Source organism: Klebsiella sp. MBT K-1 (assembly GCF_002556465.1).
In the GTDB taxonomy this organism is placed as follows: Bacteria; Pseudomonadota; Gammaproteobacteria; order Enterobacterales; family Enterobacteriaceae; genus Klebsiella; species Klebsiella grimontii.
Genome location: NZ_PDEL01000001.1, coordinates 114009 through 135537, shown reverse-complemented (window position 1 = coordinate 135537; position 21529 = coordinate 114009). Strand labels below are relative to the sequence as shown.

The following is a 21529-nucleotide window of genomic DNA, read 5'->3' as shown; positions in this document are numbered from 1 at the left end:
GCTGCAAATCCAGCAATGTCGATTTATCAGAGAGCCGTCAGGCTCCACACAGGAGAAACCCGATGAGTAAATTCCTGGACCGGTTTCGCTACTTCAAACAGAAGGGTGAAACCTTTGCCGATGGGCACGGCCAGCTTCTAAAAACCAACCGGGACTGGGAGGATGGATACCGTCAACGTTGGCAGCACGATAAAGTTGTGCGCTCCACCCACGGCGTCAACTGCACCGGCTCGTGCAGCTGGAAGATTTATGTCAAAAATGGTCTCGTCACCTGGGAAACCCAGCAGACTGACTATCCGCGCACCCGTCCGGATATGCCAAACCACGAGCCGCGCGGCTGCCCGCGCGGCGCCAGCTACTCCTGGTACCTCTACAGCGCCAACCGCCTGAAGTATCCGCTGATGCGCAAACGCCTGATGAAGATGTGGCGTGAAGCGAAGGCGCAGCACAGCGATCCGGTTGACGCATGGGCCTCGATTATTGAAGACGCCGACAAAGCGAAAAGCTTCAAGCAAGCGCGTGGTCGCGGCGGTTTCGTGCGTTCATCCTGGCAAGAGGTGAACGAGCTGATTGCCGCCTCTAACGTCTATACCGTCAAAACCTACGGCCCGGACCGCGTAGCCGGCTTCTCGCCCATCCCGGCGATGTCGATGGTCTCCTATGCCTCCGGCGCGCGCTATCTGTCGCTGATCGGCGGCACCTGCCTGAGCTTCTACGACTGGTACTGCGACCTGCCGCCTGCCTCTCCGCAGACCTGGGGCGAGCAAACCGACGTGCCGGAATCGGCCGACTGGTATAACTCCAGCTACATCATCGCCTGGGGTTCCAACGTTCCGCAGACCCGTACCCCGGATGCCCACTTCTTTACCGAAGTGCGCTATAAGGGCACCAAAACCGTTGCTATCACCCCTGACTACGCCGAAATCGCCAAGCTTTGCGATCTGTGGCTGGCGCCGAAGCAGGGTACCGATGCGGCGATGGCGCTGGCGATGGGCCACGTGATGCTGCGCGAGTTCCATCTCGATAAACCGAGCCAGTATTTCACCGATTACGTGCGTCGCTACACCGATATGCCGATGCTGGTGATGCTCGAAGAGCGCGATGGCTATTACGCGGCGGGCCGTATGCTGCGCGCGGCGGATCTGGTCGATGCGCTAGGTCAGGAAAAGAATCCGGAATGGAAAACCGTCGCTTTTGATGAGAAGGGCGAAATCACCGTACCGAACGGTTCTATCGGCTTCCGCTGGGGCGATAAAGGCAAATGGAACCTTGAACAGCGCGACGGTAAAACCGGCGAAGATGTCGAGCTGCGCCTGAGCCTGCTGGGTAGCCATGACGATATCGCCAACGTCGGCTTCCCCTATTTTGGCGGCGAAGGTACCGAGCACTTTAATAAAGTCGAGCTGGAAAACGTGCTGCTGCACAAACTGCCGGTCAAACGCCTGCAGAAAGCCGACGGCTCTAGCGTGCTGGTCGCCACCGTGTACGATCTGACCATGGCCAACTACGGTCTGGATCGCGGTCTGGGCGATGAAAACTGCGCCAGCAGCTATGATGACGTGAAAGCGTATACCCCGGCATGGGCGGAGAAAATCACCGGCGTTTCCCGGGCGCATATTATCCGTACCGCGCGCGAGTTCGCCGATAACGCCGATAAGACCCACGGCCGTTCGATGATCATCGTCGGCGCCGGTCTGAACCACTGGTTCCACCTCGATATGAACTATCGCGGCCTTATCAATATGCTGATCTTCTGCGGCTGCGTCGGGCAGAGCGGCGGCGGCTGGGCGCACTACGTGGGCCAGGAAAAACTGCGTCCGCAGACCGGCTGGCAGCCGCTGGCGTTTGCCCTCGACTGGCAGCGTCCGGCGCGTCATATGAACAGCACGTCGTACTTTTATAACCACTCCAGCCAGTGGCGCTATGAAACCGTCACCGCGCAGGAGCTGCTGTCGCCGTTAGCGGATAAATCCCGCTACAGCGGCCACCTGATTGACTTCAACGTGCGCGCTGAACGTATGGGCTGGCTGCCGTCGGCGCCGCAGCTGGGCACCAACCCGCTGCGCATTGCGCAAGAGGCGAAAAAAGCGGGCATGACGCCGGTCGACTACACCGTCAAATCCCTGAAAGAGGGCTCCATTCGCTTTGCCGCTGAGCAGCCGGAAAACGGTAAGAACCATCCGCGCAACCTGTTCATCTGGCGTTCCAACCTGCTGGGCTCTTCCGGTAAGGGCCACGAGTACATGCTGAAGTATCTGCTGGGTACGGAAAACGGTATTCAGGGCAAAGATCTTGGCAAGCAGGGCGGCGTGAAGCCGGAAGAGGTGGAGTGGAAAGACAACGGTCTCGACGGCAAGCTGGATCTGGTGGTGACGCTGGACTTCCGTTTGTCGAGCACCTGCCTCTACTCTGACATCGTGCTGCCGACCGCCACCTGGTATGAAAAAGACGACATGAATACCTCGGATATGCATCCGTTTATTCATCCGCTGTCTGCCGCAGTCGATCCGGCCTGGGAATCGAAGAGCGACTGGGATATCTACAAGGACATCGCGAAGAAATTCTCTGAAGTTTGCGTAGGACACCTGGGCAAAGAGACCGACGTAGTGACGCTGCCCATCCAGCACGACTCCGCCGCCGAACTGGCGCAGCCGCTGGACGTTAAGGACTGGAAAAAAGGTGAATGCGACCTGATTCCAGGCGTCACCGCGCCGCATATCATGACCGTTGAACGCGATTATCCGGCGACTTACGAACGCTTCACCTCTATCGGCCCGCTGATGGAGAAAATCGGCAACGGCGGTAAAGGCATCGCCTGGAATACCCAGAGCGAGATGGATCTGCTGCGTAAGCTCAACTACACCAAAGCGGACGGTCCGGCCAAAGGTCAGCCGATGCTTAACACAGCAATTGACGCGGCGGAGATGGTGCTGACCCTGGCGCCGGAAACCAACGGTCACGTGGCGGTGAAAGCCTGGGCGGCGCTCAGCGAGTTTACCGGTCGCGACCATACGCATCTGGCGAAGAATAAAGAGGAAGAGAAAATTCGCTTCCGCGATATTCAGGCCCAGCCGCGCAAAATTATCTCCAGCCCGACCTGGTCAGGGCTTGAAGACGAGCACGTTTCCTATAACGCCGGCTACACCAACGTTCATGAGCTGATCCCGTGGCGCACGCTTTCCGGCCGCCAGCAGCTGTATCAGGATCACCAGTGGATGCGCGACTTCGGCGAAAGCCTGCTGGTCTATCGTCCGCCAATCGACACCCGTTCGGTGAAAGCGGTGATGGGTAAGAAATCCAACGGCAACCCGGAAAAAGCGCTGAACTTCCTGACGCCGCACCAGAAGTGGGGGATCCACTCCACCTACAGCGACAACCTGCTGATGCTGACGCTGTCCCGCGGCGGCCCGATTGTGTGGATGAGCGAGGCGGATGCCAAAGATCTGGGGATTGAGGATAACGACTGGATTGAAGTGTTCAACAGCAACGGCGCGCTGACCGCCCGCGCGGTGGTCAGCCAGCGCGTGCCGGCCGGGATGACCATGATGTATCACGCCCAGGAACGTATCGTAAACCTGCCGGGTTCAGAGGTAACCGAGCAGCGCGGCGGGATTCATAACTCCGTGACCCGTATTACGCCGAAGCCGACCCATATGATCGGCGGCTATGCCCAGTTGGCCTACGGCTTTAACTACTACGGCACGGTAGGGTCTAACCGCGATGAGTTCGTGGTGGTACGTAAGATGAAGAATATTAACTGGTTAGATGGCGAAGGTAACGACCAGGTACAGGAGAGCGTAAAATGAAAATTCGTTCACAAGTCGGCATGGTGCTGAATCTCGATAAGTGCATCGGCTGTCATACCTGCTCGGTCACCTGTAAAAACGTCTGGACCAGCCGCGAGGGGATGGAGTACGCGTGGTTTAACAACGTTGAAAGTAAACCGGGCGTCGGTTTCCCGAACGACTGGGAGAATCAGGAAAAGTGGAAGGGCGGCTGGATCCGTAAGATCAACGGCAAGCTGCAGCCGCGCATGGGCAACCGCGCGATGCTGCTAGGTAAAATCTTTGCTAACCCGCATCTGCCGGGCATCGACGATTACTACGAGCCGTTTGACTACGACTACCAGAACCTGCACAACGCGCCGGAGGGCAAACATCAGCCGATCGCCCGTCCGCGCTCGCTGATCACCGGCCAGCGGATGGATAAAATCACCAGCGGCCCGAACTGGGAAGAGATTCTGGGCGGCGAGTTCGAGAAACGCGCCAAAGACCAGAACTTCGAGAACATGCAGAAGGCGATGTACGGCCAGTTCGAAAACACCTTTATGATGTATCTGCCGCGCCTTTGCGAACACTGCCTGAACCCGGCGTGCGTCGCGACCTGCCCGAGCGGCGCCATCTATAAACGTGAAGAAGACGGCATCGTGCTGATCGACCAGGACAAGTGCCGCGGCTGGCGTATGTGCATCACCGGCTGTCCGTACAAGAAAATCTACTTCAACTGGAAGAGCGGCAAATCCGAGAAGTGCATCTTCTGCTACCCGCGTATCGAATCCGGGATGCCGACCGTCTGCTCGGAAACCTGCGTGGGGCGTATTCGCTACCTCGGCGTGCTGCTGTATGACGCGGACGCCATTGAAAATGCCGCCAGCGCGGAGAATGAGAAAGACCTGTATCAGCGTCAGCTGGACGTGTTCCTCAACCCGAACGACCCGAAAGTGATTGAGCAGGCGCTGAAAGACGGCGTGCCGCAGGGCGTTATCGAGGCCGCCCAGCAGTCGCCGGTCTACAAAATGGCGATGGACTGGAGGCTGGCGCTGCCGCTGCATCCGGAATATCGCACGCTGCCGATGGTCTGGTACGTGCCGCCTCTGTCGCCGATTCAGTCAGCCGCCGATGCGGGTGAACTGGGCAGCAACGGCATTCTGCCAGACGTAGAAAGTCTGCGTATTCCGGTGCAGTATCTGGCCAACCTGCTGACCGCTGGCGATACCCAGCCGGTGCTGCTGGCGCTGAAGCGCATGCTGGCGATGCGTCACTTCAAGCGCGCGGAAACGGTGGACGGCGTCGTGGATACCCGAGCGCTGGAAGAGGTTGGACTGACTGAAGCCCAGGCGCAGGAGATGTATCGCTATCTGGCGATCGCCAACTACGAAGACCGTTTCGTGGTGCCGAGCAGCCACCGCGAGCAGGCCCGCGACGCCTTCCCGGAGAAAAGCGGTTGCGGTTTTACCTTCGGCGACGGCTGCCACGGTTCTGACAGCCAGTTCAATCTGTTCAACAGCCGCCGTATCGATGCTATCGACGTCACCAGCAAAACGGAGCCGCACCCATGATTGAACTTGTCATTGTGTCGCGTCTTCTCGAGTACCCTGACGCTGCCTTATGGCAGCATCAGCAGGAGCTGTTTGACGCTATCGCCGCTTCGGAAAAACTGGCGCCGGAGGATGCCCATAAACTGAGCGTTTTCCTGCGCGACCTGACCGCCCAGGACGTGCTGGACGCGCAGTCTCGCTACAGCGAACTGTTCGATCGCGGCCGTGCGACCTCGCTGCTGCTGTTTGAGCACGTGCACGGCGAATCCCGCGATCGTGGCCAGGCGATGGTAGACCTGATGGCGCAGTACGAGCGCCACGGTCTGCAGCTGGACAGCCGCGAACTGCCGGATCATCTCCCGCTGTATCTGGAGTATCTGGCGCAGCTGCCGGAAGCGGAAGCGCGCGGTGGATTGCAGGATATCGCGCCGATACTCGGCCTGCTTAGCGCTCGCTTACAACAACGCGAAAGCGGCTACGCGGCGCTGTTTGAGCTGCTGCTCAAGCTGGCGAACGCGCAGGTCGATAGCCGGAAAGTGGCGGAAAAAATCGCCGATGAAGCCCGCGACGATACGCCGCAGGCGCTGGACGCCGTCTGGGAAGAAGAACAGGTGAAATTCTTTGCCGATCGGGGCTGCGATGATTCGGAGATCGCCGCTCACCAGCGTCGTTTTGCCGGAGCCGTTGCCCCGCAATATTTGAATATCTCTAACGGAGGACAGCAATAATGCACTTCCTGAATATGTTCTTCTTTGACATTTATCCGTACATCGCCGGGACGGTGTTCCTCGTCGGCAGCTGGCTGCGCTACGACTATGGGCAGTACACCTGGCGCGCGGCCTCCAGCCAGATGCTGGACCGTAAAGGGATGAATCTGGCTTCGAACCTGTTTCATATCGGGATTCTCGGGATCTTTGCCGGCCACTTTCTCGGTATGCTGACGCCGCACTGGATGTACGAATCCTTCCTGCCGATCGACGTGAAGCAGAAGATGGCGATGATTGCGGGCGGCGCCTGCGGCGTGATGACGCTGGTGGGCGGCCTGCTGCTGCTCAAGCGTCGTCTGCTGAGCCCGCGCGTTCGCGCCACCACCACCGGCGCGGATATTCTGATCCTCTCCCTGCTGATGGTGCAGTGCGCGCTGGGCCTGCTGACTATTCCATTCTCCGCTCAGCATATGGACGGTAGCGAAATGATGAAGCTGGTGGGCTGGGCGCAGTCGGTGGTGACCTTCCACGGCGGCGCTTCACAGCATCTGGACGGCGTGGCGTTTATTTTCCGCGTGCACCTGGTCTTGGGGATGACGCTGTTTGTGCTGTTCCCGTTCTCCCGTCTGGTGCATATCTGGAGCGCGCCGGTCGAGTACCTGACGCGCAAATACCAGATTGTTCGCGCCCGTCGCTAATTTGCTGTTTTGATACCAACCCCGCCTTGGCGGGGTTTTTTTCGCCCCAGCCCAAGTTGTTGCCTGCCGCAGCCAACAGGATCAGCGCGCCGCCGAACAACTGGATCAGGTTTAGCGAATGGCCAAATACCCGGTTATCGACAACGATCGCCACGACGGGATAGATAAATGACAGCGAGCCGATAATAGGGGTGGGAAGCTTCTGTATCGCGCTGTACAGCAGTTGATACATTACGCCGGTATGCACGATCCCCAGCGTTAATAGCATCACCCATGGGAAAGGAGGCGTGAGCGACGGCATATGCGCCAGCGGTAAAAGCATTACCACGCCGGTGAGCACCTGAATAAAGGCGATATGCTGCGGCGCGAGGGATTTGAGCTTGCGGGTAATTATTGCCGTGAGCGCGTAGAAGAAGGCCGCGCCCAGCGCGAGGCCGATACCGGCGAGCCAGTCGGCGCCACGAGCGCCGGTTAACTCCGTGGAGAGCAAAATGACCACGCCGCCAAAGGCGAGGAACAGCCACCCCCATTTCACCAGGCTGACGCGCTCACCGAAAAGCATCCCCATCAATACCAGCATAAACGGCTGGGTGTTATACACCACGGTAGAAAGACCAATAGAGATCCGTTCATAGGCGGCGAAGAGCAGGAGCCAGTTCACCACTAAGGCCACGCCGCCGAGAATAGCCAGCAGCAGCGTAATGCGGGTGAGTGGGCTAAACGGTTTTCGACTCATCCGAATAAAAATAAACAGTGCAATAGCCCCGATAAGACAGCGCCAGAATACGACTTCGGTCACCGGCAGGCCGGAAAGTAAAACAAACGCGCCAATCGATCCGGAAATTAACATCGCCAGGCTCATTTGCCAGACGCCTTTATGTAAATCACGCATCATCCACCTCCTGATTAATGACGCTATTGTTGAAAATTGCTGTCGGCTTTTACAGGGGTGATATAAGGTTGAAAACGTAAATGGCTTTTTAAAATTAGGTGAAAATGATGGATAACCTTATTGATGATATCGACCGACAAATTTTAGCCTGTCTGGTGGAGGATGCGCGCGTCTCGCTGAAGGTGCTGAGCGGTCATATTGGCCTGACCTCGCCCAGCACGGCGGAGCGTCTGAAAAGGCTTGAGGAGCGCGGGGTGATTCAGGGTTACGGCGCGCGGGTGAATCTTGCGGCGTTAGGCTATACGCTGCAGGCGCTGGTGCGGGTTCGCCCATTGCCTGGGTTGTTACATAAAGTGGATAAGTACATTCAGGCGATGCCGGAGTGCATTGAAAGCGACAAAGTGACCGGCGAGGATTGCTTTGTCATCAGGCTGGTGGTGCGGTCGATAGAGCAGTTGGATACGCTGCTCGATGGCCTGGCGGAGCATGCCCAGTGCAATACCTCTATCGTGAAGAGTTCGCCGGTCAAGCGCCGGCTGCCGCCGATGTAGCCGTGCGTCGCCGGGTGGCGGCAGAGTCTTACCCGGCCTACGACAAGGCAACGACATAACGGGTGGCAATGTATTTTTCAGGGATAATTAAGCTACAGAAGAAATGATGGTGGTGGGGGAAGGATTACTCGTCGCGCTGCGCCTCGCCCTTCGGGTCGTTGCCTGCGGCAACGCTTTCTCGCTTCGCTCGAATCGAACCTTAGTCGAAGCTTCTCATCCTTCCCACATGGGATGAATACGGGGCGCTGAGCGAAGTGTGAATTTAAAACGATATACAAGTGATGGTGGTGGGGGAAGGATTCGAACCTTCGAAGTCGATGACGGCAGATTTACAGTCTGCTCCCTTTGGCCGCTCGGGAACCCCACCAGGGGTAATTTAAATTTTGAGGTCAAGCTGAGAGATGGTGGTGGGGGAAGGATTCGAACCTTCGAAGTCGATGACGGCAGATTTACAGTCTGCTCCCTTTGGCCGCTCGGGAACCCCACCACGGGGTAATGCTTAATACTGGCCTGCTTCCTTATCGGTAAGCGGGGCGCATCATATCAAATGACGCGCCACTGTAAAGTATTCCTTTGATAAAAATAAACTGGTTGCCTGATTTTTATGCGTAAAGACGCAAAGCTAACCAGCTAATTTCATTATCGATTAAAGAATAATCGTCCGGTTACCGTAAACAAATACCCGCTGAGCAAGAACCTGATACAGCGCGCGGCTCAGAACGTTTTTCTCGACGTCGCGTCCAGCGCGCATCATATCTTCCGCAGTGTAGGTATGATCGACGTGAATGACATCCTGCATAATGATTGGACCTTCATCCAGATTATCGTTCACGTAGTGTGCGGTGGCGCCGATGATCTTCACCCCGCGGTCATAAGCCTGGTGATACGGACGCGCGCCGATAAAAGCAGGCAAGAATGAGTGGTGGATATTAATAATTTTATTCGGGAAGCGAGAGACAAACTCGGGGGTCAATACCCGCATGTATTTCGCCAGCACGACGTAATCTGGTTCAAGCGCGGCGATAGCGTCGCCCATCTTTTTATCATGCTCTTCGCGGGTTAACCCCTCATGGCTCACCAGCTGGAAGGGAATATCAAAGCGTTCTACCAGCGAGCGCAGAGTTTCGTGATTGCCGATGACGGCGGCGATTTCTACGTCCAGCCCGCCATAGTTGGCTTTCATCAGCAGATCGCCGAGGCAGTGCGCTTCTTTGGTGACCAGAATGACGACCCGACGGCGTCCTGCCGGGTTGAGCTCACGAATTGAACCTTCCGGCAGCGCGCTGTCGAGGTCAGCCAGGAGAATGGAATCATTGAAAATACCCTCGAGCTCGGTACGCATAAAGAAGCGGCCGGTCCGGTGGTCAACGAACTCATTGTTCTGCACGATGTTAAGTTCGTGCTTGTAGCAGATATTCGTGATACGCGCGATGAGGCCTTTCTGATCAGGGCAAATGGTGCGTAGTACTTTACGTTGTAGTGAATGCATCGCGGGGAAAATCCTGTAGTGTTTGCTATTCCTGCTGCTGGCTTACTGGCCGCAGCATTTTTTAAATTTTTTACCTGAACCGCAAGGGCAGGGATCGTTACGACCGATTAGCGGTCGCGTGCCGTCAATATAATACCACTGTCCGTTTTCTTTTAAGAATCGGGATCGTTCAATAATGGCCCCGGAGCGGTTATCGTCAGCGTAACGAGCGATAAAGCTGACGAAGCCCTCATCGGGGCTCTTGCCTTTATCGGCGGCAAAGACGGTGAGACCATGCCACTGCGTGCGGGTAAAACCGTTTTCAAGGTCAGCGCGAAACTGCTGCGCCTGGCAGGAGGGATGCCAGGTTTTAATCAGATAGTCGGCGTCTTTCATTACAAACGCGCTATAGCGGGAGCGCATCAGCTGTGACGGATCGGGCGCCAGCTGCGCGCCAGCCAGATAACGCTGACAACATGAGCTATACTCCAGAGCGCTGCCACAGGGGCATAATGGCGACAAAACGGCCTCCATGGGTAAAAGAGAGACGGCGCTATGCCGCCAAAGCGCATTATGTTAACTGAGGTATGGCGATGATGCCATGCCCGGAGTGGAAGGATATGTTTCGGCACTAATGAGAAAGCTTAAAATTGGACTGGCGCTAGGGGCTGGCGCCGCTCGGGGATGGTCGCATATCGGCGTGATTAATGCGTTACGGCGGACGGGTATCGACATTGATGTTATCGCAGGGTGCTCAATTGGCTCACTGGTAGGGGCGGCGTACGCCTGCAACCGACTTCCGGCGCTGGAGAAATGGGTCTGCTCCTTTAGCAACTGGGATGTCCTGAAATTAATGGATCTTTCCTGGCAGCGGGGCGGCCTGCTGCGGGGCGAGCGCGTATTTAGCCAATACCGTAAACTCATGCCCGTCAGCGAGATTGAGCGCTGCGAGCGCCCGTTTGCGGCGGTCACCACGAATTTAAGCACCGGTCGCGAACTGTGGTTTACGGAAGGGGATCTGCATCTGGCGATCCGTGCGTCCTGTAGCATGCCTGGCCTGATGGCGCCGGTGATGCATAATGGCTACTGGCTGGTGGATGGCGCGGTGGTGAATCCGGTGCCGGTATCGCTGGCTCGGGCAATGGGCGCAGATATTGTCATTGCCGTTGATTTGCAGCACGATGCGCATCTGATGCAGCAGGATTTGTTATCCATGGAGGTGCCGCATCCGGAGAGCGAAGACGATTTCTCGTGGCATTCACGGTTGCGTTCTCGCCTGGCGCGTATGACTTCGCGACGGGTGACGAGAGCGCCAACGGCGATGGAAATCATGTCGACGTCTATTCAGGTTCTGGAGAATCGCCTCAAGAGAAACCGCATGGCGGGCGACCCGCCTGATATTCTGATTCAGCCCTTTTGCCCGCAAATCTCCACGCTTGATTTCCATCGGGCTGGCGAAGCTATCGCCGCCGGGCATCTGGCAGTGGAAAAGAAAATGGATGAACTATTACCTTTAGTGCGTACCTCCGTGTAGCGCATTTGATGCATACTTAAGTAAATTCTGACAGGCGGTAGTGTGAATATCATGCCACTATTAAATTATCGTCAGTCAGGGGAGAGATCATGACGCAGCCATTGGCGGGAAAACAGATTCTGATAGTTGAAGACGAACCCGTTTTCCGCTCTCTTATGCACACTTGGTTGGCTTCACTTGGCGCGACCATCGTCCAGGCGGAAGATGGTGTGGATGCGCTGCAAAAAATGGCCGAGTCCAAACCCGATTTGATGATTTGCGATATTTCAATGCCGCGAATGAACGGTCTGCAGCTGGTAGAGCATGTGCGTAACCAGGGCGAGCAGTTGCCGATTCTGATGATTTCAGCGACGGAAAACATGGCGGACATCGCCAAAGCGTTGCGCCTGGGCGTTCAGGATATTCTGCTCAAACCGGTAAAAGATTTCGATCGCCTGAGAGAAACCGTTTATGCCTGCCTCTATCCCAATATGTTTAATTCACGTGTTGAAGAAGAAGAGCGCCTGTTTGAGGACTGGGATGCGCTGGTTAGCGATCCTACCGCGGCGTCAAGGCTGCTACAGGAGCTCCAGCCGCCGGTGCAACAGGAAATGTCACGTTGCCGGATTCACTATCGGCAGCTTGTCTCCGCCGATAAGCCTGGATTAGTGCTGGATATTGCGCCGCTATCAGAAAACGATCTGGCGTTTTATTGTCTGGATGTCACACGAGCAGGTGATAATGGGGTCCTGGCAGCCTTATTGCTGCGCGCGCTGTTCAATGGGTTGCTGCAGGAACAGCTTGCCCATCAGGGTCAGCGTTTACCAGAGATGGGCAGCCTGTTAAAACAGGTTAACCAATTGCTGCGGCAGGCTAATTTACCGGGGCAATTTCCATTATTGGTAGGGTATTACCACAGTGGCTTGAAAAATTTAATTTTAGTCTCTGCGGGTTTGAATGGCACGCTGAATACGGGGGAGCACCAAATTCAGATTAGTAATGGCGTTCCGTTGGGGACATTAGGTAATGCATATCTTAACCAAATTAGTCAACGCTGTGCATCATGGCAGTGCCAAATTTGGGGGGCTGGCGGACGTTTACGCCTGATGTTGACTACGGAGTGAACAATTGTACTTATTTTTAGGCTCGCGGGATTACCACGCGATCTTTTGTGGTGGTACTATCGCCGGGTTTAATGCGTAAAATTCCTAATTCGAAGATATCTAATCCTTTTCGGAACAGGTTTGTCTGATCAGGCTGATATACTCGATACCATATTATTAACGAGAAGTTTAAAAAACGAACAGTCCAGGAGATTTCAATGGCTGCGCTTAATTCAAAAGTAAGAAAAGCTGTCATCCCGGTTGCGGGATTAGGCACCAGGATGTTGCCCGCTACTAAGGCTATTCCGAAAGAAATGCTGCCGCTGGTAGATAAGCCATTAATTCAATATGTTGTTAACGAATGTATTGCCGCCGGGATTACTGAAATTGTTCTGGTTACGCACTCTTCGAAAAACTCTATCGAAAACCATTTCGATACCAGTTTTGAACTGGAAGCGATGCTGGAAAAACGCGTAAAACGCCAGCTGCTGGAGGAAGTACAATCTATTTGTCCGCCGCACGTAACTATTATGCAAGTGCGTCAGGGGCTGGCTAAAGGTTTGGGTCACGCTGTGCTTTGCGCGCACCCGGTTGTGGGTGATGAGCCGGTCGCAGTCATTTTACCGGACGTTATTCTTGATGAATATGAATCCGATCTGTCTCGCGACAACCTGGCCGAAATGATGGCTCGTTTTGATGAGACCGGCGCAAGCCAGATCATGGTTGAACCGGTTGCTGACGTCACCGCGTACGGCGTTGTCGATTGCAAAGGCCTGGCCCTGCAGCCAGGTGAGAGCGTGCCGATGGTTGGTGTCGTCGAGAAACCGAAAGCGGACGTGGCGCCATCTAATCTGGCGGTTGTCGGCCGCTACGTGCTGAGCGCGGATATTTGGCCGCTTCTGGCAAAAACGCCTCCGGGAGCCGGGGATGAGATTCAGCTGACCGATGCCATCGATATGCTGATCGAAAAAGAAACGGTAGAAGCCTATCATATGAAAGGCAAGAGCCACGACTGCGGTAATAAACTGGGCTATATGCAGGCTTTTGTTGAATATGGCGTACGCCACAAGTCGCTGGGCGAAGAATTTAAAGCCTGGCTGGAAAAAGCCGTAGCGAAGTAATCGTTCGTGACAGAATGCGAAACCGGGAGCGAAATTCGTTTCCCGGTTTTTTTATGCCCGACCGGGACCGGTCCCGAATAACGGATAAAAAAAATCCCGCCGAAGCGGGATTTTTAAACGGATACGATAGCTTATTACAGCAGGAAATCGTCCAGGGATTTACCTTGCTCATCCATCGCTTTCTTGATCACTGCCGGAGTACGACCCTGACCAGTCCAGGTTTTAGTTTCGCCATTCTCGTCAACGTAGCTGTATTTAGCCGGACGTGCAGCGCGCTTGGTTTTCGTTCCTGCTTTAACTGCAGCCATGGTGCTCAGCAGTTCATTAGGATCAATACCGTCTGCAATCAGCATTTCACGGTATTGCTGCAGTTTACGAGTGCGTTCTTCAATTTCCGCAGCCGCAGCGCTTTCTTCTTCACGACGTTCGTTAACGACAACTTCTAATTTTTCCAGCATTTCTTCGAGCGTTTCAAGGGTGCATTCTCTTGCCTGCGCACGAAGAGTACGGATGTTGTTCAAAATTTTAAGTGCTTCGCTCATTGTAGTAATCTCAAACTTATATTGTGGGGTGGTTTGTTGGACTAATAATAGAGCGATAAATTCAGATGTGCAATAGGGGAGAATGTAAGGAAGTCAAAATAACTTGTTATTTGTCTCGGGAATTAATTCATTTAACTTAAATTTTATGTGCGGGTTCACATCTTTTTTGCTTATAGGATGGCGGAAGGCATTAGCTAAAACCCTGAGATAGTATGCTTTTTCCGACGCGCGGTGGGGAAAATTATACTGTGTATGGATAAATATCTTTGTGGGTATTAGCGCAGCAGCGGCGATGATGTTTAATATAAAACACTTGTCCACAGCGGTTATAGCTATCAGAAAATGCTCGATAAGCACAAAAGGGCAATAGTGACGTCAGCGTGGCCGCTTGGGTCGCACCAATAGCAGGCATTACCATTCAATTAAGAGGCTTAATCTTTCGGGTATCCACACCGTGAACATTACCGGCAATACCCACACGGAGAGGGCTGATAGTAGGTGAATATATGATACAATTTTACGGCAAAAAAACACATTGATTGGGGTTACGCGGCCGATGGCACAACTTTATTTCTACTATTCAGCAATGAATGCAGGCAAGTCTACCGCTCTGTTGCAGTCTTCATACAATTACCAGGAGCGAGGGATGCGCACGCTGGTTTATACCGCGGAGATTGATGACCGCTTTGGTTCGGGGAAAGTGAGTTCAAGGATTGGCCTCTCATCGCCCGCGCGGTTGTATAATACTCAGACGGCGTTATTTGCAGACATTGCGGCAGAACATAAGCGTCAGCCGATTCACTGCGTATTAGTTGATGAGAGCCAGTTCCTGACCCGTGAGCAGGTACGCGACCTGTCTGAGGTGGTGGACCAGCTTGATATTCCGGTGTTGTGTTATGGGTTGCGAACAGATTTTCGCGGCGAACTTTTTACGGGCAGCCAATATTTGCTGGCGTGGTCCGATAAGCTGGTTGAATTAAAAACTATCTGTTTCTGCGGTCGTAAGGCGAGTATGGTTTTGCGCCTCGATCAGGAAGGGCGCCCGTACAATGAAGGGGAACAGGTCGTGATTGGCGGTAATGAACGTTATGTCTCGGTATGCCGTAAGCATTATAAAGAGGCGCTGAGCGAAGGTTCTCTGACCGCTGTACAGAACAAACAGCACATTTGCTAACCCTCCCCGCCAAACCCTCTCAGGCGCTTTTACAGCGCCTTTTTTCCATCGCTAAGCTAGCGCCTGGATTATACGTTTCGGCTGTCTGAGGCGATTTGTCGGCTGCTGAACGGCGGATAAAAAAAGCCCCATCAAAAGATGGGGCTTCGCGTCACTGACTTTACAGCTGTTGGATTAAGCGGATTTTTTCGCTTTCTTCTCAGCTTTAGCCGGTGCGGCTTCTTTTTTCTCTTCCACACCGCCTTCAACGTAGTTACGTCCGTAGAAGGTATCCAGCAGAATCTGTTTCAGCTCGGCGATCAGCGGGTAGCGCGGGTTTGCGCCGGTGCACTGGTCGTCAAAAGCGTCTTCAGACAGCTTATCAACGTGGGCCAGGAAGTCAGCTTCCTGCACGCCAGCTTCGCGGATAGACTTAGGAATACCCAGTTCAGCTTTAATTTCGTCCAACCAGCCAAGCAGTTTTTCGATTTTCGCTGCGGTGCGGTCACCCGGAGCAGTCAGACCCAGATGGTCAGCGATTTCAGCGTAGCGACGACGAGCCTGTGGACGGTCGTACTGGCTGAAGGCCGTCTGTTTGGTCGGGTTGTCGTTAGCGTTATAACGAATCACGTTGCTGATCAACAGGGCGTTCGCCAGACCGTGAGGAATGTGGAACTGAGAGCCCAGTTTGTGCGCCATTGAGTGACATACGCCCAGGAAGGCGTTCGCAAACGCGATACCGGCGATGGTCGCAGCACTGTGTACACGCTCACGCGCTACCGGGTTTTTAGACCCTTCATGGTAGGACGCCGGCAGGTTTTCTTTCAGCAGCTTAAGCGCCTGCAGAGCCTGACCGTCAGAGAACTCGGAAGCCAGTACGGAAACGTAAGCTTCCAGGGCATGCGTCACGGCATCCAGACCACCGAAAGCACACAGTGACTTCGGCATTTCCATAACCAGGTTGGCGTCAACAATCGCCATGTCCGGAGTCAGCGCATAGTCTGCCAGCGGATATTTCTGACCGGTTGCGTCATCGGTAACCACGGCGAACGGCGTAACTTCAGAACCGGTGCCGGAAGTCGTGGTGATCGCCACCATCTTCGCTTTGACGCCCATTTTCGGGAACTTGTAGATACGTTTACGGATATCCATAAAGCGCAGCGCCAGTTCTTCGAAGTGGGTTTCCGGATGTTCGTACATGACCCACATAATTTTCGCAGCATCCATCGGGGAGCCGCCGCCCAGCGCGATAATCACGTCTGGTTTGAAGGAGTTGGCCAGCTCAGCGCCTTTACGTACGATGGTCAGGGTCGGGTCAGCTTCAACTTCAAAGAAAACTTCCGTTTCTACGCCAGCGGCTTTCAGCACAGAAGTGATCTGGTCTGCATAGCCGTTGTTGAACAGGAAGCGGTCGGTCACGATCAGCGCGCGTTTGTGACCATCAGTAATCACTTCATCCAGCGCGATTGGCAGTGAGCCACGACGGAAGTAGATAGATTTCGGAAGTTTGTGCCACAACATGTTTTCAGCTCGCTTAGCAACGGTTTTCTTGTTGATCAGGTGCTTAGGACCAACGTTTTCCGAGATGGAGTTACCACCCCATGAACCACAACCCAGAGTCAGGGAAGGTGCGAGTTTGAAGTTATACAGGTCACCGATACCACCCTGAGAAGCCGGGGTGTTGATCAGGATACGCGCGGTTTTCATCAACTGGCCGAAGTAAGCAACGCGTTCTGGCTGGTTGTCCTGGTCGGTATACAGGCAGGAGGTGTGGCCGATGCCGCCCATTGCTACCAGTTTTTCAGCTTTATCAACTGCGTCTTCGAAATTCTTCGCACGATACATCGCCAGTGTCGGAGACAGTTTTTCGTGGGCAAACGGTTCGCTTTCATCAACGTCGGTAACTTCACCAATCAGAATTTTGGTGGAAACAGGGACGGTGAAGCCAGCCAGCTCAGCGATTTTATACGCTGGTTGACCAACGATCGCGGCGTTCAGCGCGCCGTTTTTCAGGATGATGTTCTGCACAGCCTTCAGTTCCTGGCCCTGCAGCAGATAGCCGCCGTGGCTGGAGAAACGTTCGCGAACGGCATCGTATACGGAATCAACAACCACAACGGACTGCTCAGAAGCACAAATAACGCCGTTATCGAAGGTTTTTGACATCAGTACGGAAGCGACAGCACGCTTGATATCAGCCGTTTCGTCGATGACAACCGGGGTGTTACCCGCGCCAACGCCGATGGCAGGTTTACCGGAACTGTACGCCGCTTTAACCATGCCTGGACCGCCGGTCGCGAGGATCAGGTTGATATCCGGGTGGTGCATCAGCGCGTTCGACAGTTCTACGGAAGGCTGGTCAATCCAACCAATCAGATCTTTCGGCGCGCCGGCAGCGATCGCAGCCTGCAGGACGATGTCAGCAGCTTTATTGGTTGCATCTTTAGCACGCGGATGCGGAGAGAAGATGATGGCGTTACGCGTCTTCAGGCTGATCAGAGATTTAAAGATCGCAGTTGAAGTCGGGTTAGTGGTTGGGACGATACCGCAGATAATACCAATCGGTTCAGCGATGGTGATCGTACCGAAGGTGTCATCTTCAGACAGGACACCGCAGGTCTTTTCATCTTTATAGGCGTTATAGATGTATTCAGAAGCAAAGTGGTTTTTGATCACTTTATCTTCGACGATACCCATGCCGGATTCGGCAACGGCCATCTTCGCGAGAGGGATTCGAGCATCAGCAGCGGCCAGAGCGGCGGCGCGGAAGATTTTGTCGACTTGTTCTTGAGTGAAACTGGCATATTCACGCTGGGCTTTTTTTACGCGCTCTACGAGTGCGTTAAGTTCAGCGACATTAGTAACAGCCATAATGCTCTCCTGATAATGTTAAACTTTTTTAGTCAATCAGTAGCTCGATTCGACAGTATAGACATTGTGTTAACGGCTTGCATGTAAATGTTAACGTAAAGAATTTTGTGCTTCTGACTTCACCGATTGACTAAAAAAGCTTTGCTTTATTCTTTCAGGTACCGCTGTTTTGCCTCCTCGCTGGATGTAAACAAGGTTACTCACTTCTGGGTACAATTTATGTGATCTAAATCAATAATCAGCCAAGCTGATACCTTTCAGCAGGTCGTTTTTTGACCTGTTTGATCAAGTGTAATGATTAGGTATGCTAATTAAAGGATTAAATAGCATTGCGGAAACAAATAAGTAACATCCGAGCGTAATTATGAGCTTATGCGTCAGCAGAGATGAATTATGCCATCAAACAGCGTATCTTCTCGCGGATATTTTATGCTGGTAACTATCAACAGCCATTTTTAATGATGCTGCGGAGCGCCCTGTGATTCAGTCGATGTTTGATTTTTCAGCTTACTTTAAATTTTTTATTGGATTATTTGCGCTGGTCAACCCGGTAGGCATTATCCCGGTCTTTATTAGCATGACCAGCTACCAGACGGCGGCGGTGCGTAACAAAACCAACCTGACAGCCAACCTGTCGGTGGCCATTATCCTGCTCACATCGCTATTTTTAGGCGACGCGATTCTGCAGGTCTTCGGGATTTCCATCGATTCATTCCGTATTGCTGGCGGAATTCTGGTCGTCACCATCGCCATGTCGATGATCAGCGGCAAGCTTGGGGAGGACAAACAGAACAAGCAAGAAAAATCAGAAACGGCCATTCGCGAAAGTATCGGCGTTGTTCCGCTGGCGCTGCCTCTGATGGCGGGACCCGGCGCCATCAGCTCAACCATTGTCTGGGGAACCCGCTACCATAGCGTCGCCCATTTTGTCGGATTTTCAGTGGCGATTGCTCTTTTTGCGCTGTGCTGCTGGGGGATTTTCCGTATGGCCCCCTGGCTGGTTCGCCTGCTTGGCCAAACCGGCATTAACGTGATTACCCGTATCATGGGGCTGTTGCTGATGGCGCTTGGGATCGAGTTCATCGTTACCGGGATTAAGGCGCTCTTTCCTGGCCTCGTGAATTAACCAGCGTCCGACTCGCGGGACAATCTGTTCCGCGTTTGCTCATTATCGGCAAAACATATTAAAAAAAGTGATTTTCCGCCCTGCAATACGCTTTTCTAATGCTTTGTCATTACTGTTTATTATCAAGAATTTACCCATTCCCCTCGTCACCATCGCGGCTTTTTACCCACATTAATTACTGTTATTTTCTTCACATCATTCTCTGGTGCTTGCCGTCTGATAATCGAAATGATATTAGTAATTTCCCCTATGAAGCAGATGAATGTGCTAAATAATAAGCGATTGTTAAATTTTCGTACAAAAAAGCAGCTGTTCGGCGCGGGATGACGCATAGCGTGAGGGATTTATCACAATCCTTTGATAGTAATAAGATTAATAAACTTGGCCGTGCGAATAAGGGAATAAAACTCCGCCGCCTGCGGGCCACAAAAGAGAATTCGGTAACATATTTGCAAATTGCATTGGCGGACAATAAAGCGTTTTGGTACTTTCCGGCGTGATCTTTGGCGGAATACCTACGCAAATGAGAATTTTTATTATATAGCCCCTCGGGACTAAAATTGCCTCCGGACAGGGGGGTAAGAATCGACGTCAAGGCTGCCGTTTGAGCGGCCGTAATAAATAAGTCGGTGATAGCAAGCAGTACTCTCTGACAGCAGCATAAACTCCTGCACTGTTCAGAATCCAGAAAAGAGAAAACAGGCTGGTTAAATAACCAGTAATTATAATGATTGGAGTAACAAACACATGACCATCATCACGAAAAAAAGCCTGGTAGCCGCAGGAGTACTCTCTGCGTTAATGACCATCAACGCCGCCGTTGCGGCAGATGTACCGGCAGGGGTACAGCTGGCGGACAAACAAACGCTGGTACGTAACAACGGCTCCGAAGTTCAGTCCCTCGATCCGCATAAAATTGAAGGCGTGCCGGAGTCCAATATTAACCGCGATTTGTTTGAAGGGCTGCTGGTAAGCGACCTCGACGGTCATCCGGTCGCGGGCGTTGCGGAAAAATGGGACAACAAAGATTTTAAAGTCTGGACCTTCCATCTACGTAAAGATGCAAAGTGGTCCGACGGCACGCCGGTTACGGCACAAGATTTCGTTTATAGCTGGCAGCGCCTGGCGGATCCGAAAACCGCTTCTCCTTATGCAAGCTATCTGCAGTATGGTCATTTAGCCAATATTGACGACATTATCGCCGGGAAAAAACCAGCGACCGATCTGGGCGTAAAAGCGCTTGACGATCATACCTTTGAAGTGACCCTTAGCGAACCGGTGCCGTACTTCTACAAACTGCTCGTTCACCCATCCGTTTCGCCGGTACCTAAATCCGCCATTGAGAAATTCGGTGACAAATGGACCCAGCCGGCCAATATCGTCAGCAATGGCGCGTATAAATTAAAAGATTGGGTTGTTAACGAACGCATTGTTCTGGAGCGTAATACCAACTACTGGGATAACGCCAAAACCGTGATTAATCAGGTCACCTTCCTGCCGATTTCTTCAGAAGTCACCGACGTTAACCGCTACCGCAGCGGTGAAATCGATATGACCTATAACAACATGCCGATCGAGCTGTTCCAGAAACTGAAAAAAGAGATCCCGAAGGAAGTTCACGTCGATCCGTATCTGTGTACTTATTATTACGAAATCAATAACCAGAAAGCCCCGTTTACCGACGTTCGCGTGCGTACGGCTCTGAAGATGGCGCTGGATCGCGACATTATTGTCAATAAAGTGAAGAACCAGGGCGACCTGCCAGCCTATAGCTACACGCCGCCTTATACCGATGGCATGAAGCTTATTGAGCCCGAGTGGTTCAAGTGGTCGCAGGAAAAACGTAACGAAGAAGCGAAAAAATTGCTGGCCGAAGCGGGCTATAGCGCTGATAAGCCGCTGACCTTCAATCTGCTGTATAACACTTCCGATTTGCACAAAAAACTGGCTATCGCGGTGGCGTCCATCTGGAAGAAAAACCTCGGCGTAAACGTGAAGCTGGAAAACCAGGAATGGAAAACCTTCCTTGATAACCGCCATCAGGGCACCTTTGATATTGCGCGCGCCGGCTGGTGTGCGGACTATAACGAACCGACCTCCTTCCTCAATACGATGCTGAGCGACAGCTCAAACAACACATCACATTATAAGAGCCCGGCTTTCGACAAGATTATCGCTGAAACGCTGAAAACCAGCGACGAAGGGAAACGCGCGGACCTCTATGCGCAATCTGAGCAGCAGCTGGATAAAGACTCCGTCATCGTACCGGTCTTCTATTATGTCAACGCCCGTTTGGTTAAACCGTGGGTAGGTGGCTATACAGGCAAAGACCCGCTGGATAATACCTATACAAGAAATATGTACATTGTGAAGCACTAATGGCAATACGTGGGGCAGGCGTTAACGCTTGCCTCACGGTGTCTTATTTCATCGCACTATTAAAGGCACAGGCCAGAAGGTACGGGCA

Annotated in this window: 15 protein-coding genes, 2 tRNA genes, 1 other RNA gene and 1 pseudogene; 11 read left to right on the top strand and 8 right to left on the bottom strand. The window is 53.3% G+C overall.

Annotation, left to right across the window (positions count from 1 at the left end):
• Positions 1-62 precede the first annotated feature (62 nt).
• Genes CMQ96_RS00630 through narI form a run of 4 tightly spaced genes read left to right on the top strand, consistent with a single transcriptional unit; the run spans position 63 to position 6722 of the window.
• Entirely contained in the window at positions 63-3806 is a 3744-nt protein-coding gene (locus tag CMQ96_RS00630; protein ID WP_049088171.1) for a nitrate reductase subunit alpha, read from the top strand.
• Positions 3803-5338: a nitrate reductase subunit beta gene (gene narH, locus CMQ96_RS00625; RefSeq protein ID WP_064371821.1), complete on the top strand. Its 1536-nt coding sequence runs from the start codon at positions 3803-3805 to the stop codon at positions 5336-5338. The genes CMQ96_RS00630 and narH overlap by 4 nt, the downstream gene beginning before the upstream one ends.
• Positions 5335-6045 (top strand): nitrate reductase molybdenum cofactor assembly chaperone, encoded by a 711-nt coding sequence (gene narJ, locus CMQ96_RS00620; RefSeq protein WP_004133005.1) that lies wholly within the window; start codon positions 5335-5337, stop codon positions 6043-6045. Before narH ends, narJ begins: the two co-directional genes overlap by 4 nt.
• Positions 6045-6722, top strand: a complete 678-nt coding sequence (narI, locus tag CMQ96_RS00615; protein WP_004121739.1) for a respiratory nitrate reductase subunit gamma — start codon at positions 6045-6047, stop codon at positions 6720-6722. The genes narJ and narI overlap by 1 nt, the downstream gene beginning before the upstream one ends.
• Here narI and CMQ96_RS00610 read toward each other — a convergent pair.
• Positions 6719-7614 (bottom strand): annotated as a pseudogene (locus CMQ96_RS00610) (DMT family transporter). The gene narI and the pseudogene CMQ96_RS00610 sit on opposite strands and share 4 nt — an antisense overlap.
• 107 nt (positions 7615-7721) lie before the next feature.
• Between CMQ96_RS00610 and CMQ96_RS00605 the strand changes: the two are divergent.
• The gene (locus CMQ96_RS00605; protein ID WP_004133011.1) at positions 7722-8165 is read left to right on the top strand and encodes an Lrp/AsnC family transcriptional regulator; all 444 of its coding nucleotides are present in this window, start codon (positions 7722-7724) and stop codon (positions 8163-8165) included.
• 107 nt (positions 8166-8272) lie between these two features.
• On the opposite strand, the gene CMQ96_RS00600 is transcribed toward CMQ96_RS00605, so the two are convergent.
• From CMQ96_RS00600 to CMQ96_RS00580, 5 genes are all read right to left on the bottom strand, one after another.
• A non-coding RNA gene (locus tag CMQ96_RS00600) (RtT sRNA) lies at positions 8273-8403 on the bottom strand.
• A 44-nt stretch (positions 8404-8447) separates the two neighbouring features.
• A tRNA-Tyr gene (locus CMQ96_RS00595) sits at positions 8448-8532 on the bottom strand.
• A gap of 35 nt (positions 8533-8567) precedes the next feature.
• Positions 8568-8652 (bottom strand) — tRNA-Tyr (locus tag CMQ96_RS00590).
• A gap of 159 nt (positions 8653-8811) precedes the next feature.
• The gene (purU, locus tag CMQ96_RS00585) at positions 8812-9654 is read right to left on the bottom strand and encodes a formyltetrahydrofolate deformylase (RefSeq protein ID WP_024357873.1); all 843 of its coding nucleotides are present in this window, start codon (positions 9652-9654) and stop codon (positions 8812-8814) included.
• Between the two features lie 42 nt (positions 9655-9696).
• A complete protein-coding gene (locus tag CMQ96_RS00580) occupies positions 9697-10155 on the bottom strand; it encodes a YchJ family protein (RefSeq protein WP_004132203.1) in 459 nt (152 codons plus the stop codon).
• Between the two features lie 112 nt (positions 10156-10267).
• Here CMQ96_RS00580 and rssA point away from each other — a divergent pair, with 112 nt between their 5' ends.
• The 3 genes from rssA to galU all read left to right on the top strand — a co-directional run bounded on the left by rssA (position 10268) and on the right by galU (position 13370).
• Positions 10268-11167, top strand: a complete 900-nt coding sequence (gene rssA / locus CMQ96_RS00575; RefSeq protein ID WP_098065658.1) for a patatin-like phospholipase RssA — start codon at positions 10268-10270, stop codon at positions 11165-11167.
• 89 nt (positions 11168-11256) lie between these two features.
• On the top strand, positions 11257-12270 hold the full coding sequence (rssB, locus tag CMQ96_RS00570) for a two-component system response regulator RssB (RefSeq protein ID WP_024357875.1): 1014 nt from the start codon (positions 11257-11259) through the stop codon (positions 12268-12270).
• Positions 12271-12467: 197 nt separating this feature from the next.
• On the top strand, positions 12468-13370 hold the full coding sequence (gene galU, locus CMQ96_RS00565; protein WP_004121722.1) for a UTP--glucose-1-phosphate uridylyltransferase GalU: 903 nt from the start codon (positions 12468-12470) through the stop codon (positions 13368-13370).
• 134 nt (positions 13371-13504) lie between these two features.
• Here the strand turns inward: galU and hns are convergent, their stop codons facing one another.
• Complete coding sequence (gene hns, locus CMQ96_RS00560) at positions 13505-13912, bottom strand: histone-like nucleoid-structuring protein H-NS (RefSeq protein WP_004121719.1); 408 nt, start codon at positions 13910-13912, stop codon at positions 13505-13507.
• 556 nt (positions 13913-14468) lie between these two features.
• Here hns and tdk point away from each other — a divergent pair.
• A complete protein-coding gene (gene tdk, locus CMQ96_RS00550; RefSeq protein WP_004132199.1) occupies positions 14469-15086 on the top strand; it encodes a thymidine kinase in 618 nt (205 codons plus the stop codon).
• A gap of 174 nt (positions 15087-15260) precedes the next feature.
• Here tdk and adhE read toward each other — a convergent pair whose 3' ends face one another.
• Positions 15261-17936, bottom strand: a complete 2676-nt coding sequence (adhE, locus tag CMQ96_RS00545; protein WP_004132197.1) for a bifunctional acetaldehyde-CoA/alcohol dehydrogenase — start codon at positions 17934-17936, stop codon at positions 15261-15263.
• A gap of 478 nt (positions 17937-18414) precedes the next feature.
• On the opposite strand from adhE, the gene CMQ96_RS00540 reads away from it, so the two are divergent.
• Positions 18415-19062 (top strand): YchE family NAAT transporter, encoded by a 648-nt coding sequence (locus tag CMQ96_RS00540; protein WP_004132196.1) that lies wholly within the window; start codon positions 18415-18417, stop codon positions 19060-19062.
• A 747-nt stretch (positions 19063-19809) separates the two neighbouring features.
• Positions 19810-21441 (top strand): oligopeptide ABC transporter substrate-binding protein OppA, encoded by a 1632-nt coding sequence (gene oppA, locus CMQ96_RS00535; RefSeq protein ID WP_004134042.1) that lies wholly within the window; start codon positions 19810-19812, stop codon positions 21439-21441.
• The last annotated feature ends 88 nt before the right edge of the window (positions 21442-21529 follow it).

What these genes read in the sequence shown, in the direction of transcription:
- hns (WP_004121719.1), bottom strand. Translation starts at nt 13,912, where the DNA reads ATGAGCGAAGCACTTAAAATTTTGAACAACATCCGTACTCTTCGTGCG.
- oppA (WP_004134042.1), top strand. Translation starts at nt 19,810, where the DNA reads ATGACCATCATCACGAAAAAAAGCCTGGTAGCCGCAGGAGTACTCTCT.
- narH (WP_064371821.1), top strand. Translation starts at nt 3,803, where the DNA reads ATGAAAATTCGTTCACAAGTCGGCATGGTGCTGAATCTCGATAAGTGC.
- galU (WP_004121722.1), top strand. Translation starts at nt 12,468, where the DNA reads ATGGCTGCGCTTAATTCAAAAGTAAGAAAAGCTGTCATCCCGGTTGCG.
- adhE (WP_004132197.1), bottom strand. Translation starts at nt 17,936, where the DNA reads ATGGCTGTTACTAATGTCGCTGAACTTAACGCACTCGTAGAGCGCGTA.
- CMQ96_RS00605 (WP_004133011.1), top strand. Translation starts at nt 7,722, where the DNA reads ATGGATAACCTTATTGATGATATCGACCGACAAATTTTAGCCTGTCTG.
- CMQ96_RS00630 (WP_049088171.1), top strand. Translation starts at nt 63, where the DNA reads ATGAGTAAATTCCTGGACCGGTTTCGCTACTTCAAACAGAAGGGTGAA.
- narI (WP_004121739.1), top strand. Translation starts at nt 6,045, where the DNA reads ATGCACTTCCTGAATATGTTCTTCTTTGACATTTATCCGTACATCGCC.
- tdk (WP_004132199.1), top strand. Translation starts at nt 14,469, where the DNA reads ATGGCACAACTTTATTTCTACTATTCAGCAATGAATGCAGGCAAGTCT.
- rssB (WP_024357875.1), top strand. Translation starts at nt 11,257, where the DNA reads ATGACGCAGCCATTGGCGGGAAAACAGATTCTGATAGTTGAAGACGAA.
- purU (WP_024357873.1), bottom strand. Translation starts at nt 9,654, where the DNA reads ATGCATTCACTACAACGTAAAGTACTACGCACCATTTGCCCTGATCAG.
- narJ (WP_004133005.1), top strand. Translation starts at nt 5,335, where the DNA reads ATGATTGAACTTGTCATTGTGTCGCGTCTTCTCGAGTACCCTGACGCT.
- rssA (WP_098065658.1), top strand. Translation starts at nt 10,268, where the DNA reads ATGAGAAAGCTTAAAATTGGACTGGCGCTAGGGGCTGGCGCCGCTCGG.